The sequence below is a fragment of the Mesorhizobium sp. A623 genome (genome assembly GCF_054489405.1).
Window position 1 is genome coordinate 1 of the sequence record NZ_JBTMXB010000061.1, and the last position, 13,487, is coordinate 13,487.

General features: G+C 61.0%; 16 protein-coding genes. 15 read left to right on the forward strand and 1 reads right to left on the reverse strand.

What is annotated here, in order from left to right; translation table 11 throughout:
* Window positions 1–107: 107 nt before the first annotated feature.
* Entirely contained in the window at window positions 108–503 is a 396-nt protein-coding gene (locus tag ACX3P1_RS26665; RefSeq protein ID WP_459082604.1) for a protein NO VEIN domain-containing protein, read from the forward strand.
* A 377-nt stretch (window positions 504–880) separates the two neighbouring features.
* On the opposite strand, the gene phnF is transcribed toward ACX3P1_RS26665, so the two are convergent.
* Window positions 881–1,633: a phosphonate metabolism transcriptional regulator PhnF gene (gene phnF / locus ACX3P1_RS26670; protein WP_459082606.1), complete on the reverse strand. Its 753-nt coding sequence runs from the start codon at window positions 1,631–1,633 to the stop codon at window positions 881–883.
* Between the two features lie 101 nt (window positions 1,634–1,734).
* Between phnF and phnG the strand changes: the two genes are divergently transcribed.
* From phnG to chrA, 14 genes are all read left to right on the forward strand, one after another.
* Window positions 1,735–2,205, forward strand: coding sequence for a phosphonate C-P lyase system protein PhnG (gene phnG, locus ACX3P1_RS26675; RefSeq protein WP_459082608.1), 471 nt, complete (start codon window positions 1,735–1,737; stop codon window positions 2,203–2,205).
* Complete coding sequence (phnH, locus tag ACX3P1_RS26680; protein ID WP_459082610.1) at window positions 2,205–2,810, forward strand: phosphonate C-P lyase system protein PhnH; 606 nt, start codon at window positions 2,205–2,207, stop codon at window positions 2,808–2,810. The genes phnG and phnH overlap by 1 nt, the downstream gene beginning before the upstream one ends.
* A 13-nt stretch (window positions 2,811–2,823) precedes the next feature.
* Window positions 2,824–3,912 (forward strand): carbon-phosphorus lyase complex subunit, encoded by a 1,089-nt coding sequence (locus tag ACX3P1_RS26685; RefSeq protein ID WP_459082612.1) that lies wholly within the window; start codon window positions 2,824–2,826, stop codon window positions 3,910–3,912.
* The gene (locus tag ACX3P1_RS26690; RefSeq protein WP_459082614.1) at window positions 3,909–4,820 is read left to right on the forward strand and encodes an alpha-D-ribose 1-methylphosphonate 5-phosphate C-P-lyase PhnJ; all 912 of its coding nucleotides are present in this window, start codon (window positions 3,909–3,911) and stop codon (window positions 4,818–4,820) included. The genes ACX3P1_RS26685 and ACX3P1_RS26690 overlap by 4 nt, the downstream gene beginning before the upstream one ends.
* Window positions 4,817–5,593 (forward strand): phosphonate C-P lyase system protein PhnK, encoded by a 777-nt coding sequence (gene phnK / locus ACX3P1_RS26695; RefSeq protein WP_459082616.1) that lies wholly within the window; start codon window positions 4,817–4,819, stop codon window positions 5,591–5,593. Before ACX3P1_RS26690 ends, phnK begins: the two co-directional genes overlap by 4 nt.
* Window positions 5,594–5,598: 5 nt before the next feature.
* Complete coding sequence (gene phnL / locus ACX3P1_RS26700) at window positions 5,599–6,306, forward strand: phosphonate C-P lyase system protein PhnL (protein WP_459082618.1); 708 nt, start codon at window positions 5,599–5,601, stop codon at window positions 6,304–6,306.
* Window positions 6,303–6,977 (forward strand): DapH/DapD/GlmU-related protein, encoded by a 675-nt coding sequence (locus ACX3P1_RS26705; protein ID WP_459082620.1) that lies wholly within the window; start codon window positions 6,303–6,305, stop codon window positions 6,975–6,977. Before phnL ends, ACX3P1_RS26705 begins: the two co-directional genes overlap by 4 nt.
* A gap of 38 nt (window positions 6,978–7,015) precedes the next feature.
* The gene (phnC, locus tag ACX3P1_RS26710) at window positions 7,016–7,867 is read left to right on the forward strand and encodes a phosphonate ABC transporter ATP-binding protein (protein WP_459082622.1); all 852 of its coding nucleotides are present in this window, start codon (window positions 7,016–7,018) and stop codon (window positions 7,865–7,867) included.
* A 32-nt stretch (window positions 7,868–7,899) separates the two neighbouring features.
* The gene (gene phnD / locus ACX3P1_RS26715; protein WP_459082624.1) at window positions 7,900–8,892 is read left to right on the forward strand and encodes a phosphonate ABC transporter substrate-binding protein; all 993 of its coding nucleotides are present in this window, start codon (window positions 7,900–7,902) and stop codon (window positions 8,890–8,892) included.
* 92 nt (window positions 8,893–8,984) lie between these two features.
* The gene (phnE, locus tag ACX3P1_RS26720) at window positions 8,985–9,794 is read left to right on the forward strand and encodes a phosphonate ABC transporter, permease protein PhnE (RefSeq protein ID WP_459082626.1); all 810 of its coding nucleotides are present in this window, start codon (window positions 8,985–8,987) and stop codon (window positions 9,792–9,794) included.
* Entirely contained in the window at window positions 9,794–10,492 is a 699-nt protein-coding gene (locus tag ACX3P1_RS26725) for a DUF1045 domain-containing protein (protein ID WP_459082628.1), read from the forward strand. Before phnE ends, ACX3P1_RS26725 begins: the two co-directional genes overlap by 1 nt.
* Complete coding sequence (locus ACX3P1_RS26730) at window positions 10,489–11,628, forward strand: alpha-D-ribose 1-methylphosphonate 5-triphosphate diphosphatase (protein ID WP_459082630.1); 1,140 nt, start codon at window positions 10,489–10,491, stop codon at window positions 11,626–11,628. Before ACX3P1_RS26725 ends, ACX3P1_RS26730 begins: the two co-directional genes overlap by 4 nt.
* Complete coding sequence (gene phnN, locus ACX3P1_RS26735) at window positions 11,628–12,209, forward strand: phosphonate metabolism protein/1,5-bisphosphokinase (PRPP-forming) PhnN (RefSeq protein WP_459082632.1); 582 nt, start codon at window positions 11,628–11,630, stop codon at window positions 12,207–12,209. The genes ACX3P1_RS26730 and phnN overlap by 1 nt, the downstream gene beginning before the upstream one ends.
* Window positions 12,142–13,404 carry a chromate efflux transporter gene (gene chrA, locus ACX3P1_RS26740; protein ID WP_459082634.1) on the forward strand — a complete coding sequence of 421 codons (1,263 nt, stop codon included), beginning with the start codon at window positions 12,142–12,144 and terminating at the stop codon, window positions 13,402–13,404. The genes phnN and chrA overlap by 68 nt, the downstream gene beginning before the upstream one ends.
* Window positions 13,405–13,487: the final 83 nt, after the last annotated feature.

The following is a 13,487-nucleotide window of genomic DNA, read 5'->3' on the forward strand; positions in this document are numbered from 1 at the left end:
GCCGGCCACCCCGGCCGTAGCGCCACGACCCGTCATGCACTAACATTAAACCCGGATCACCTGAGGGGGGCCGGCCAAACGGCCGTTGGCCCCAGTTCGTTGCCCACTTGCAAGGCACAAGAGCTTTTGGATGCGACTATCTAACTTTCGACAGCGAGGAAGATCGCGCCACATTCCGCAAGAATCCTGGTCGAATTGACCTGGTCAGCCGGTTCATTGAGACAAAGTCCGGCGCTGTGCGGTTTTCGGACAATGAGTGGCTCGCCGCAAATAACCTGGGCGAGCGATACTTCATCTATAGGATAAGCTTTAGCGAAGGCGGTCGCCATCAAGCCCAACTGACGGTTGTGCGCAATCCTTCGGCTCGAGGAGAAGCGATACGGACCGATAGAGAATTGTTGGTCGACAAGGTAAACGGACGGGAGGAATTCGACTTGGTTGTCGTCGAGTCTCCAGGGGAAGAGCAGCCTGAGGCGCACGCTGCCGCCGTCAGTCTTGTTTGAAGGCAGAGAAGGTTCGACGGCAGTACCGTCCCCTCCGCTGGATGTCTGATATGGCCAGTTAAGTCCGTTCCGGAGACCAGAAGTGGTCAAATTTGAATCCTTGCGTTACCAACGTGCTGGTGGCGCTATTTTTGGTCGTTGGATGACGAGTTCAGCGGCAGGCCGGTTCTGTCCGGCCTGCCGCTGTTTGGAACAGCGGAAACCTTCCAGACTTAACGTGGGCGCGTGCTCTCCAAAACGTTTTTCCAACTCGACATGTCTTCAAGGGCCCGCCAAATTTGGTTCGTACTTTCTCCCGTTCGCTGCGCCACTCTGTTGCTCGCCATTTTATGGTCGATTGCTACCGTTGCCGCCTATCCTTTTCACCGTACACACCGTTAGGTGACCGACAATTCAACGCAATCTGCCGCGAAGCGCGTTTGAGAAAACTGTATAGGCGCGCCTGCCTCATCGACATTGACATAGACGGTGACCAGGACGATTGCGCCGGGCGAAAGACGCAGGTCCGCTATGTCAGCCGCACTCGCGTGACGCGCAGAAATCAATGTCGAGCGGCGCGCATAATCGGCCACGTTCAGTTCGCGAAGCGCGGCCGTCATCGACCCGCTTTTCCGGTAGGCGCGCTCGATCCCCTCAAAACGCGCCGCATCGAACACGCTGGTGGAACGTGAGACGGGCCGTCCGTTCGCCTCGCTCAGTGTTTCGAGGCGAATGACGGGCGCGCCAACCGCAATTCCCAAAGCCTCGGCGCTGTGTACATCGGCCGCTTCGTGGGCATGGTCGAGCAGAATACCGCGCGTGTCCTGCACCTGGCCCCCAAGTCCGGTGGAAAAGCGGGTCCGCGCTCCGATCGGATAGGAGAGGCGTCCGCGCCTTTCGATAAAGGTGCCGCGACCCTGTTCGGCGCGCAGTACGCCTTCCTGCACCAGCGCGGCAATCGCGGCGCGCAATGTATGGCGGTTGACGGCGTACAGTTCAGCAAGACTTGTTTCGGAGGGCAGCCTGTCGTTCTGCCCGAACGCGCCTTCGCCGATGGAACGGCGAAGCTGATCGGCAATCTGCCGCCATAGCGCAACGCCGCTGCGCCGCGCCCTCATATCCTTCTGATGATTGTTGGGTCTGGCGGCCATTTTCTCTCGCAATGTCATCGGGACGTCATCAAACGCCGGTAGCTGTAAGCATATGTCATCTAGTTGTATAGAACACTAGACAATTTTGCAGGCGGGCTGAAATGGAACCCGATCAGGCCAGTGAAGAGAGCGTACACGCCGCGCGCAAGATCGCGATGACGGCATTCGCCTCGGCCTCCCGCGAGGATCTCCACGCGCTGTCGGTACAGGCAGGGATAGCCCTCGACGCGGAAACTCTACGGGGGCCTGAAACCGGGCTTGTGACCGTGCGTGGTCGCATCGGCGGCGGCGGGGCGCAGTTCAATATGGGTGAGGCAACCGTGACACGCGCGACAATCCGCTTGCCGTCGGGGAAGATCGGCCATGCCTACGCGCTCGGCCGCGACAAGGAAAAAGTGCGTCTGGCTGCGATCCTAGATGGCAACTGGTGCGAGGAATCGACGCGCGCTTGTGTCGAAAGCAAGATCGTCGCCCCGCTTCTGGAAAAGGCGGGGGCGGCCGATAGGAAGCGGCACGCCGAAACGGCCGCGACGAAGGTCGACTTCTTCACCATGGTACGCGGAGAGGATTGATGCCGGAACTCGACCATATCGTCGGCGGATTTCGTGCGCCCGTCTTTGACGCGCAAGCGGTTTTTCACGCAGTGATGGACGCGATGGCGCGCCCTGGGACCATGCAGCCAGTCGCCGTCCTCGTACAACCGCCCTTGCCCCTGTCTCCGACAGCGGCCGCAGTGGCCTTGACGCTGTGCGATCACGACACGCCAGTCTGGCTCGATCCGCCGCTGCGCAGGGCGGCTGCGGTCGTGGACTGGCTGTCCTTCCACACCTCCGCTCCCTTTGCACACACGCCGGCTGACGCCCATTTCGCGCTTGTGGCCGACCCGGAAAACCTGATCAGCCTGGAGAATTTCGCGCAAGGCACCCAGGAATACCCCGACCGCTCGATGACATTGATCGTTCAGGTGTCGAGCCTCACATCCGGCGGCAATCTCGTGCTTCAAGGACCAGGTATAGAGCGGGATGCCACGATCGCACCCGCACCCATGCCGCGCCATTTCGTCGAGCAATGGAAGCAGAACCATGCACGCTTTCCGCGCGGCGTGGATCTTGTTCTGGCGGCGCCCGACGCCGTTGCCTGCCTGCCGCGCACCACGCGCATCAGCCCCAAGCCATAGATGGAGCCATAGGATGTATGTCGCCGTAAAGGGCGGTGAGGCGGCCATCAGCAACGCGCACCGGCTTCTGGCCGATCGCAGGCGTGGAAGCCGCGATGTGCCTGCTTTGCGGCTCGACCAGATCGTCGCGCAGTTGGGGCTTGGCGTGGATCGCGTGATGAGCGAAGGCTCGCTCTACGATGCGGAACTCGCGGCATTGGCCATTGTCCAGGCGCGCGGCGACCTGATCGAGGCGATCTTCCTGGTGCGCGCCTTTCGCACCACACTGCCGCGTTTCGGCTATACGCTCCCGGTCGATACCGCCGCGATGAAGGTGGAGCGGCGGATTTCGGCCACCTACAAGGATCTTCCGGGTGGGCAGATGCTCGGCCCCACTTTCGACTATACCCACCGCCTGCTCGATCCCGAACTCGGCAAGGAATTGCCCGTGGCCGAGCCCGCGCTGCGCGATGAGCCGCTCGAGGCCTTTCCCCGAGTTTCCGATATTCTGGCGGGCGAGGGATTGATCGAGGCCGACGGCGAGTTGCCTGACGGGCATGTGACCGGCGACATTACGCGCGAACCGCTGCAGTTTCCGTTACGCCGCGACAGCCGGCTGCAGGCACTATCGCGAGGCGACGAAGGGTTCCTGCTGGCGCTCGCCTATTCGACGCAGCGCGGCTATGCCCGCAGTCATCCATTTGTCGGCGAAATCAGGATCGGTGAAGTCGAGATCGAACTCGACGTTCCCGAGCTTGGTTTTCCAGTCACCCTCGGCCGCATTCGCCTTACCGAATGCCAGATGGTCAATCAGTTCAAGGGATCAGCGAAGAGCCCGCCGCAATTCACGCGCGGCTACGGCCTCGTCTTCGGACAGAGCGAGCGCAAGGCCATGGCCATGTCTCTTTGTGATCGTGCGCTGCGGGCAACAGAACTGGGCGAAGACATCGTCGCTGCCGCGCAGGACGAGGAATTCGTCATCTCTCATTCGGACAATGTCCAGGCGACGGGATTCGTCGAGCACCTGAAGTTGCCGCATTATGTAGATTTCCAGGCCGAACTCGATCTCGTGCGTCGGATGCGCGCCGAGCAGGATGACGTGCAACGCGAGGCCGCACAATGAACGCGCCCAACGATGACGTCGCGCCCTGCGAAGAAACCGTAGCCTACAATTTCGCCTATCTCGATGAGCAGACCAAGCGGATGATCCGCCGCGCGATCCTCAAGGGCATCGCCATTCCAGGCTACCAGGTACCGTTCGCGTCGCGCGAAATGCCGATGCCCTATGGCTGGGGTACCGGCGGCGTGCAGGTGACCGCCTCCATCATCGGGCCTGACGACGTACTCAAGGTCATCGACCAGGGCGCGGACGACACTACCAACGCCGTCTCGATCCGCGCCTTCTTCGTCAAGATGACCAATGTCGCGGTGACAACGAAAACAGCCGAGGCGACGATTATCCAGACACGCCACCGCATTCCCGAACAGCCGCTCGAGGCCGGGCAGACGCTGGTCTATCAGGTGCCTATCCCCGAGCCGCTGCGCTTTCTCGAACCGCGTGAGACCGAAACGCGCAAGATGCACGCGCTTCAGGAATACGGCCTGATGCATGTGAAGCTCTACGAGGATATCGCCCGAAACGGCCGCATTGCCACCGCCTATGCCTACCCGGTCAAGGTTGCGGGCCGCTATGTCACGGACCCCTCCCCTACGCCAAAATTCGACAATCCGAAAATGCACATGTCGCCGGCACTCCAGCTTTTCGGCGCGGGCCGTGAGAAGCGCATCTACGCCATACCGCCCTTCACCGAAGTGGTCAGCCTCGATTTCGAGGACTACCCTTTCGAGGTCCAGACCTTCGACCATCCATGCGCGCTATGCGACGCAAGAGGCGTGTATCTCGACGAAGTCGTCCTCGATGATCAGGGTGATCGTATGTTCGTCTGCTCCGACACGGATCATTGTGAAAAGAGACAAGCTGACGGATTTCACGGTCAGTTGTCGCCCGACGCGCAAAGGGCTGCGGAATGAAAGACGAACCCCTACTTCGCATTAGCGACCTGTCAAAATTCTACGGCTCGCGGATCGGTTGCACAGGCGTTTCCTTCGACTTGTGGCCGGGAGAAGTGATTGCGGTCGTCGGCGAATCCGGGTCCGGCAAGACGACATTGCTCAATTGCCTCTCGACACGCATCCTGCCGACATCGGGATCGGTTTCCTACCGTATGCGCGACGGTACTGTTCGTGACCTCTACCGGATGAGCGAGGCGGAACGCCGTTTTCTTATGCGGACCGACTGGGGGTTCGTTCATCAGAACCCCGCCGACGGACTACGCATGACCGTTTCCGCCGGCGCCAATGTCGGCGAGCGATTGATGGCGATCGGGGATCGCCACTACGGCAACATCCGCAGTTCCGCGCTCGACTGGTTATCGCGCGTGGAGATCGACGGAGAGCGTGTCGACGACGAACCGCGTGCGTTTTCCGGCGGCATGCGCCAGCGCCTGCAGATCGCCCGCAATCTCATAACCGGCCCCCGCCTCGTTTTCATGGACGAACCGACTGGAGGGCTGGACGTTTCCGTGCAGGCGCGCCTGCTCGACCTGTTGCGCGGTCTTGTCGCCGACCTTGGCCTTGCCGCGATCGTGGTTACGCACGACCTGGCAGTGGCGCGGCTCTTGTCGCACCGCATGATCGTGATGAAGGACGGACACGTCGTCGAAACGGGTTTGACGGACCGCGTTCTGGACGATCCGCACGCGCCCTACTCCCAGCTTCTCGTTTCCTCAATCCTGCAGGTCTAAGCGCCATGCCGACGCCAGTTGTCGTCTCGGAAGTCTCGAAAAGCTTCACCATGCATCTTCGCGGCGGCTTGCGTGTGCCTGTCGTAACTGATGTTTCCTTTTCGCTGACGTCCGGTAAATGCCATGTCCTTGGCGGCCCATCGGGCGCCGGCAAGAGCTCCATCCTGAAAATGCTCTACGGCAATTATTCCGTCGATACCGGGCAGATTCTCATCAATCATGGAAGCCGTTTCATCGATCTGGCAACCGCCGACCCCCGCACCGTGCTTGCAGTGCGGCGCGACACAATCGGCTATGTCAGCCAGTTCCTGCGTACCGTGCCGCGTATTGCGGCGATGGATGTCGTTGCCGAACCGCTGGTTTCATTCGGTCAAACGCGAGCCGCGGCTCGCGCCCGCGCAGGCGAATTGCTGGCGCAGCTTAATCTGCCCGAACGCCTCTGGGGCTTGCCACCCGCCACTTTCTCAGGCGGGGAGCAGCAGCGCGTCAACATAGCACGAGGCTTCATAACACCCCATCCGGTTCTTCTGCTCGATGAACCGACCGCCTCCCTGGATGCAGCAAACCGCGACGTGGTGGCAGGCCTTATCACAGAGAAAAAGCGAGCCGGCGTAGCTCTGCTTGGTATTTTCCACGACGCCGAAATGCGTGCGGCCGTGGCCGACCAGATCATCGACGTGACCGCTTTCGCACCCGAAAAGATCGCCGCATGACCAGGCTATCGGAAACGCCGCTGGTACACGAGACGGCAGAAGTGTCGGCCTCGGCACTCGGTCTCTACACCGAGGTCGCTCAGCGCAGCAGCGTCTCGGAGGCGACACTAGGCGACTACTCCTATGTCATGCAGGATTGTCAGATTTGGTGTGCCGAGATCGGCAAGTTTGCCAATATTGCCGCTGCTGTCCGCATCAACGCCACCCGGCACCCGACCTGGCGGGCCAGCCTCCATCATTTCACCTATCGCGCCGCCGACTACTTCGAGGACGCTGGCAATGAGGACTCGTTCTTCGAGTGGCGGCGCGCCGACCGCGTCATCATTGGTCATGACGTATGGATCGGCCATGGCGCAACGATCTTGCCCGGCGTGCGCGTCGGGAACGGCGCCGTGATCGGCGCGGGAGCCGTCGTTTCGAAGGATGTGGCACCCTATGCGATCGTCGGTGGCGTTCCGGCGCGCCTCATCCGGGAAAGGCTTTCGATGGAAGCTGGCAAGCGGATGGACGCATTGGCCTGGTGGGATTGGAGCCATGAAAGGCTTCGTCTTGCGCTGGGCGATTTCCGCAACCTCGATGGCGAAGCCTTTCTCGGCAAATACGGCTCGCCTGAGGGAAAGGATGTCGAAATGTCGTCCTCCAGTCATCTCTCTGTCATCCGAGAAATCTAGAAGCTGCAAGGTGTTCCCTTGGTGCAAGCGAGGAAATAATGCCTGACATATCTGTGAGAAATCTTTCCAAAAGCTTCGGCAAGAAGATGGCCCTCGACGGCGTCAGCCTGAACATTGGGCGGGGCGAGATGGTGGCGCTGATCGGCGCTTCCGGTTCGGGCAAGAGCACTCTGATCCGCCAGATTTGCGGCCTGGATATCTCGCGCAATGCCGACAGTGCTGTCGAGGTTTTTGGAAAGCCCATCCAGCAAGATGGCTGTCTCGCGCGTGGCGCTCGCGAAATACGCCGGGAGATCGGCGTCCTTTTCCAACAGTTCAATTTGGTGGCGCGCCTGCCGGTCTTGACCAATGTACTGATCGGTAATCTTGGACGCATTCCCGGCTGGCGCGGCACGCTCGGCCTATTCACCGCCGCAGAAAAGCGCGCCGCGCGCGAGGCTCTTGGCCGGGTCGGCATCCCGGAGGTCGCTTGGCAGCGGGCTTCGACGCTGTCGGGTGGCCAGCAGCAGCGCGCGGCCATCGCGCGCATGCTCGTCCAGCGCTCCCGCATCATGCTCGCCGACGAGCCGATCGCTTCGCTCGACCCGTCCTCGGCCCGCCGAGTCATGGAAGTCCTTACGGCCATCAACCGGGATGACGGGATCACGTGCGTGGTGTCGCTGCACCAGGTGGAGTACGCGCGCCGCTACTGCCCGCGCACCATCGCGTTGCGCGACGGGCGCGTGGTGTTCGATGGGCCCTCAACAGCCCTTACCAACGACTTTCTGAGGGAACTCTACGGAGCCAATTCCGAAGAACTGATCCTGCCCGATGCCGCGCGGGCCAAGCCGGAAAAAAAGCGACTGCTTGGGAAAGTGCGCTCCGGCGCCCAATCCCTCGCCGCAGCCTGACCATTAACTCAGTCAACACAGGGACGATTGGCATGAAAACCATACTCAAGACCATCGCGGTTACCGCATTGGCCGCTACTCTTTCACACACGGCCTACGCCGAGGAACTCAATTTCGGCATTATTTCCACGGAATCCCAGCAGAACCTGAAGCCGAAATGGGAACCCTTCCTGGCCGACATGGAAAAGGCGACCGGCCTCGACATCAAGCCATTCTTCGCTTCCGACTATGCCGGCGTGATCGAGGGCATGCGCTTCAACAAGGTGCAACTCGCCTGGTACGGAAACAAGTCGGCCATGGAAGCGGTCGATCGCGCCGATGGCGAGGTCTTCGTCCAGACCGTCGATTCCTCGGGCAACCCCGGTTACTGGTCACTGATCCTTGCGCCGAAGGACAGCAAGCTCAACTCGGTCGATGATCTGCTGAAGTGCGACCAGACGCTGAATTTCGGCCTTGGCGATCCCAACTCCACCTCTGGCTTCCTGGTGCCGACCACCTTCGTTTTCGCCGCCAACAATGTCGATCCGAAGAAGTGCTTCAAGAACGTCACCAACGCCAACCATGAAACCAACGCCATGGCCGTCGCCAACGGCCAGGTCGATGCGGCGGCCAACAACACCGAAAACCTTGCGCTGATCGAACAGAACAATCCGGAAGCCTTCGCCAAGATCAAGGTGATCTGGAAGTCGCCGCTGATCCCGTCCGATCCGATCGTTTGGCGTAATGATTTGCCGCAAGAGGCCAAGGACAAGATCAAGTCCTTCTTCCTGACCTATGGAACGGACCAGTCAAAGGGCGACGCCGCAAAGGAAAAGGAAGTCCTGGCCGGGCTCAACTGGGCGCCTTTCCGGGCCTCCACCAACGACCAGTTGCTGCCGATCCGGGTGATGGAACTCTCCAAGTCGATCGCCAAGATCGAAGGCGACGACAAGATGAGCGCCGACGAGAAGAAAGCTGCGATCGCAAAGCTCGACGCCGAAAAAGCCGGCTACGAGGACCAGATCAAGAAGAACGGCCAGAGCTGAATTAAGCGCCGATCCTGCATTGAACTCAACGCGCCGGCCGTTCCGTCATGATGACTGCGGCCGGCGCGATCTCGCTAATCAGAGGCCTTGAAATGACCGACATCGTCGAGCGACCAGCCTTCCGCGCTGAGATCAGCCGCGACTGGACGCGCAGCATCTGGAATACGGCGATATGGGGCGGGTTGGCGCTGCTGCTGATATGGAGCTGGGCACCGGCCGAAATGCAGCGCTGGACCTATCTGTTCACCGATGCCGGTAACATGCAGCAATACGCCAAGGGCTTCGCCCATCCGAATTTCGAGGAATGGCGTTATTACCTCACAGAGACCGCAACGACCCTTCAGATCGCGCTGTGGGGCACGTTCCTGGCAGTCGTGCTCGCCGTGCCCTTCGGCATTTTGTCGGCGCGCAACATGGCGCCATGGTACGTCACCCAGCCAGTACGCCGCCTGATGGATTTGTGCCGAGCCATCCACGAGATGGTCTTTGCGGTCCTGTTCGTGGTGGCCGTGGGGCTCGGGCCTTTCGCCGGCGTGATGGCGCTGTTCATCCACACGACCGGTATCTTGGCGAAGCTTTTTTCGGAGGCTGTGGAAGCGATCGATCCGCGCCCTGTCGAAGCGATCCGCGCGACAGGTGCGTCACGCGTGCAGGAGGTCGTGTACGGCGTCATCCCGCAGGTACTGCCGCTATGGCTGTCGTTCGTCCTGTACCGTTTCGAATCGAACGTGCGCGCCGCGACGGTTCTCGGGCTGATTGGTGCCGGCGGTATCGGCCAGGTGCTTTTCGAGTCGATCAGGGGTTTCTACTATCCACAGGCATCCGCAATGCTCATCGTGGTGGTGGCGACCGTCACGCTGACCGATCTGCTCTCCCAGCAGTTGCGCAAGTTCTTCATCTGATGCGCGCCGCCATCTATTTCACGCCGTCCCCAGATGCGCCGCTGACGAAGGCCGCTGCGTTATGGCTCGGCCGCGACGCCTATGTGCAAGCGCCGCCGCGCGCGCCCGATCCGGCGATCGACGCTATGGTAGGCGAACCCGCCCGCTACGGCTTTCACGCCACGCTGAAGGCACCGTTCCGGCTAACGGAGGGCACAAATCTCGCCATGCTGAACGATGCACTAACGGCCTTCGTTGCACAGCAGGAAAGCTTCGTGCTGCCCCCGCTGACACTCTCGCGCATCGGCAATTTCTTCGCCCTTGTGCCCGGCGAGCCATGCCCGCCACTCGCCCTGCTGGAACGCGCCGCGCTGCATGCTTTCGAGCCTTTTCGCGCACCCTTATCGGAAGCTGAAACCGCACGGCGCCGTCCGGACCTCCTTACCGACCGGCAACGGCGGCATCTGGGCGACTGGGGCTATCCCTATGTGCTGGACGAGTTTCGTTTCCACATGACCCTGACCGGCGAGATCGCTTCGCAAGATGCCGCCGGTATCGAAGCGCGGCTTCGCGAACAGTTTGCCGACTTCATCGATGCCCCGCTCACCTTCGACGGGCTGGCGATCTTCGCGGAAGACGAAGCTGGCGTACCCTTTGGGATTCACGCGTGGCATCCCCTGCAACCCACCCACTCTTCCATACCAACAGGTGCCGCATGACCGACGAACTGGTACTGACCAACGCCAGGATCGTCCTGGCGGAACGGGTGGTGGACGGCCATGTCGTCATACGCGCCGGGATGATCTCCGAGATCGGCGAAGGTGCCGCGCGATCGGGCGAGGACATGGGCGGAGACTATCTGCTTCCGGGTCTCGTAGAACTCCATACCGATCACCTTGAGAGCCATTACCTGCCGCGGCCGCAGGTACGCTGGAACAAGATGGCCTCCATCCAGGCCCATGATGCGCAGGTATCGGCCTCCGGCATCACCACCGTTTTCGATGCGCTGCGGGTGGGCTCGGACGAGAATGCAGGCATCACCGGCCCCGACATGCGTGAAATGGCGGACACGATCGCGTCTGCCGTCCAGAGCGGTCGGCTTCGTGCCGATCACTACATCCATTTGCGCTGCGAAGTTTCGGCAAGCGACGTGATCGAAGGCTTCGAGAGCATCCAGAACAATGAGCGCCTGCGCCTCGCCTCGCTCATGGATCACGCGCCCGGCCAGCGCCAGTTCACGAGCCTCGATACGTATCGGACCTATTACCAGCGCAAGATGAAGCTTTCCGATAGCGAATTCGAGATATTCTGCGAGAGGCGAATGCTCCAGTCTAGCGAGAATTCCCCGCGCAACCGACCTGTCATCGCCGAGCGATGCCGGGCCGAGGGGATAGTGCTCGCCTCGCATGACGACGCAACGCACGAGCATGTGAGTGAAGCGCTGGCGCTGGGGACGGCGCTTGCGGAATTCCCGACCACTATCGAAGCCGCGCGCGCGTCCGCCGCGTCCGGCCTGAAAGTGCTGATGGGGGCTCCGAACGTCGTTCGCGGCGGCTCGCATTCAGGCAATATTTCCGCACTCGATCTGTATCGCGAAGGGACATTGGACGTGCTTTCCTCCGACTATGTACCTTTCAGCCTCCTTCAATCCGCGTTCGTGCTGGCCGACAGCGGAGAAGCCGGGCTTGCGGACGCGGTGCGCCTGATCTCCAAGCATCCGGCCGAGGTGGCAGGACTTGCCGATCGCGGCGAAATAGCGCCAGCCAAGCGGGCTGATCTCGCGCGGGTAAAGGCGGAGGCGGGCATGCCGCCGATCGTCCGTTCCGTCTGGCGTTGCGGCGAACGCATTGCCTGATGCGTCCCCCTGCATTCGTTGCCGTGGTCGGCCCAAGCGGGGCCGGCAAGGACAGCCTGCTGGAGATCGCCCGCCAACGCCTGGCCAACGACGATTGTTTCGTCTTCGCGCGCCGAGTGGTGACCCGCAGAGCCGATCCTAGTTCCGAGGATCATGATTGCCTTGACGAAGACGCTTTTCGTGAAGCGGAGACGGCCGGGCGTTTCTGCGTGACATGGCGGGCACATGGACTATCTTATGGGTTACCTTCGACGCTTTTGCAGGACCACCGAATGGGGCGCACCGTCGTTGCAAACGCTTCCCGGCGCGCACTCGATGCCATCGCGTCGAAATTCTCCAACCTCCACGTCGTCGAGATCACGGCCTCGCCCTCTGCCCTGAGAAAACGCCTCCTCGCGCGCGGCCGCGAAACCTCGACAGAGATCGAGGCCCGTCTAGCCAGAGCCTTGGAGGTGGAGATTCCTGTCGGCGACTGGACCCTGCACCAATTGGACAACTCCGGGGCGTTGGAAGATGCTGCTGATCTGTGCGTCGGCACTATCTGCTCCATCGCTGCGAAGCCTGGAACCCAAATTGTGTAAAAACCCATCGCCTAAAGGCTCGGCATTGGAGGTGTTCCGGGTCTTTCTCGGCCTTGGCCTGACATCGTTCGGCGGCCCGGTGGCTCATCTCGGGTATTTCCGGGATGCTTTCGTCGTGCGCAGGAAATGGATCGATGAAGCCACCTATGCCGACCTTGTGGCATTGTGCCAGTTTCTTCCGGGGGCCGCGTCGAGCCAGGTCGGCATGGCGATCGGATTGCAGCGGGCAGGCTATGCAGGACTTCTGGCAGCATGGGGCGCCTTCACCCTGCCTTCCGTACTTCTGCTCGTAGCATTCGGCTATGGGTTCTCCGCATTCGCGGCGGAAAGTTCAACCGGCTGGATCCAGGGCCTGAAAGCCGCCGCAGTGGCCGTCGTCGCCAACGCTGTGCTCGGCATGGCACGCAATCTGGCGCCAGACCGAGAACGGGCGGCCGTAGCAGTGGGTGGCATGATCGTCGCGATGTTAATGCCATCCGCTATCGGACAAGTGCTCGTCATCGCGATCGGTGCGGCTGCCGGGCTGCTCTGGCTGCGCCCTGTCGTTTCGGGAAGGATGGAGCATGACACGATCGCGATCATCATCAGCAAAAGACAAGGCGCGCTTTATCTGGCCTGCTTTGCAACGCTGCTGTTCATCCTGCCAACGCTCGCGTCAGTCACCCAAAATCCTATGCTGGACATGATCGACAGCTTCTACCGCTCGGGATCACTCGTGTTCGGCGGCGGCCATATAATGTTGCCGCTGTTGCAGGCGGAGGTAGTGGAAACGGGCCATGTGGGGAGGGAAGCGTTTCTGGCCGGGTATGGTGCAGCGCAAGCGATCCCCGGCCCGCTATTCAGCTTTTCTGCATATCTTGGCACCGTGTATCAAGCCCCTCCATCCGGACTTGTCGGCGCCTCCGTCGCGCTGCTGTCGATTTTCCTTCCCTCAGCTTTGCTTGTCATGGGTGCCCTGCCATTTTGGGAAAAGCTTCGAACAGCACATCTGGCAAGAAGCGCATTGCTCGGAATAAACGCGGCCGTCGTCGGCCTGCTTTCGGCTGCACTCTATGATCCGGTTTTCACGCAAGGAATAACCTCGCCTATAGCAATGGCAATCGCCGCGAGTGCCTTCGTCGCACTGAGCACCTGGACGACACCGGCCTGGATCGTGGTGCTTGTAGCAGGTGTGAGCGGGTTCCTGTTCCTGTAGATCGTTCTGATAGGCGACCTCAAAAAGGATTGAGTGATTTCAGCCAGTTGTGATTCCTTCGGATTTGCAAAGATTCGATGGAG

What these genes read in the sequence shown, in the direction of transcription:
- phnF (WP_459082606.1), bottom strand. Translation starts at nt 1,633, where the DNA reads ATGGCCGCCAGACCCAACAATCATCAGAAGGATATGAGGGCGCGGCGC.
- phnG (WP_459082608.1), top strand. Translation starts at nt 1,735, where the DNA reads ATGGAACCCGATCAGGCCAGTGAAGAGAGCGTACACGCCGCGCGCAAG.
- phnH (WP_459082610.1), top strand. Translation starts at nt 2,205, where the DNA reads ATGCCGGAACTCGACCATATCGTCGGCGGATTTCGTGCGCCCGTCTTT.
- ACX3P1_RS26685 (WP_459082612.1), top strand. Translation starts at nt 2,824, where the DNA reads ATGTATGTCGCCGTAAAGGGCGGTGAGGCGGCCATCAGCAACGCGCAC.
- ACX3P1_RS26690 (WP_459082614.1), top strand. Translation starts at nt 3,909, where the DNA reads ATGAACGCGCCCAACGATGACGTCGCGCCCTGCGAAGAAACCGTAGCC.
- phnK (WP_459082616.1), top strand. Translation starts at nt 4,817, where the DNA reads ATGAAAGACGAACCCCTACTTCGCATTAGCGACCTGTCAAAATTCTAC.
- phnL (WP_459082618.1), top strand. Translation starts at nt 5,599, where the DNA reads ATGCCGACGCCAGTTGTCGTCTCGGAAGTCTCGAAAAGCTTCACCATG.
- ACX3P1_RS26705 (WP_459082620.1), top strand. Translation starts at nt 6,303, where the DNA reads ATGACCAGGCTATCGGAAACGCCGCTGGTACACGAGACGGCAGAAGTG.
- phnC (WP_459082622.1), top strand. Translation starts at nt 7,016, where the DNA reads ATGCCTGACATATCTGTGAGAAATCTTTCCAAAAGCTTCGGCAAGAAG.
- phnD (WP_459082624.1), top strand. Translation starts at nt 7,900, where the DNA reads ATGAAAACCATACTCAAGACCATCGCGGTTACCGCATTGGCCGCTACT.
- phnE (WP_459082626.1), top strand. Translation starts at nt 8,985, where the DNA reads ATGACCGACATCGTCGAGCGACCAGCCTTCCGCGCTGAGATCAGCCGC.
- ACX3P1_RS26725 (WP_459082628.1), top strand. Translation starts at nt 9,794, where the DNA reads ATGCGCGCCGCCATCTATTTCACGCCGTCCCCAGATGCGCCGCTGACG.
- ACX3P1_RS26730 (WP_459082630.1), top strand. Translation starts at nt 10,489, where the DNA reads ATGACCGACGAACTGGTACTGACCAACGCCAGGATCGTCCTGGCGGAA.
- phnN (WP_459082632.1), top strand. Translation starts at nt 11,628, where the DNA reads ATGCGTCCCCCTGCATTCGTTGCCGTGGTCGGCCCAAGCGGGGCCGGC.
- chrA (WP_459082634.1), top strand. Translation starts at nt 12,142, where the DNA reads ATGCTGCTGATCTGTGCGTCGGCACTATCTGCTCCATCGCTGCGAAGC.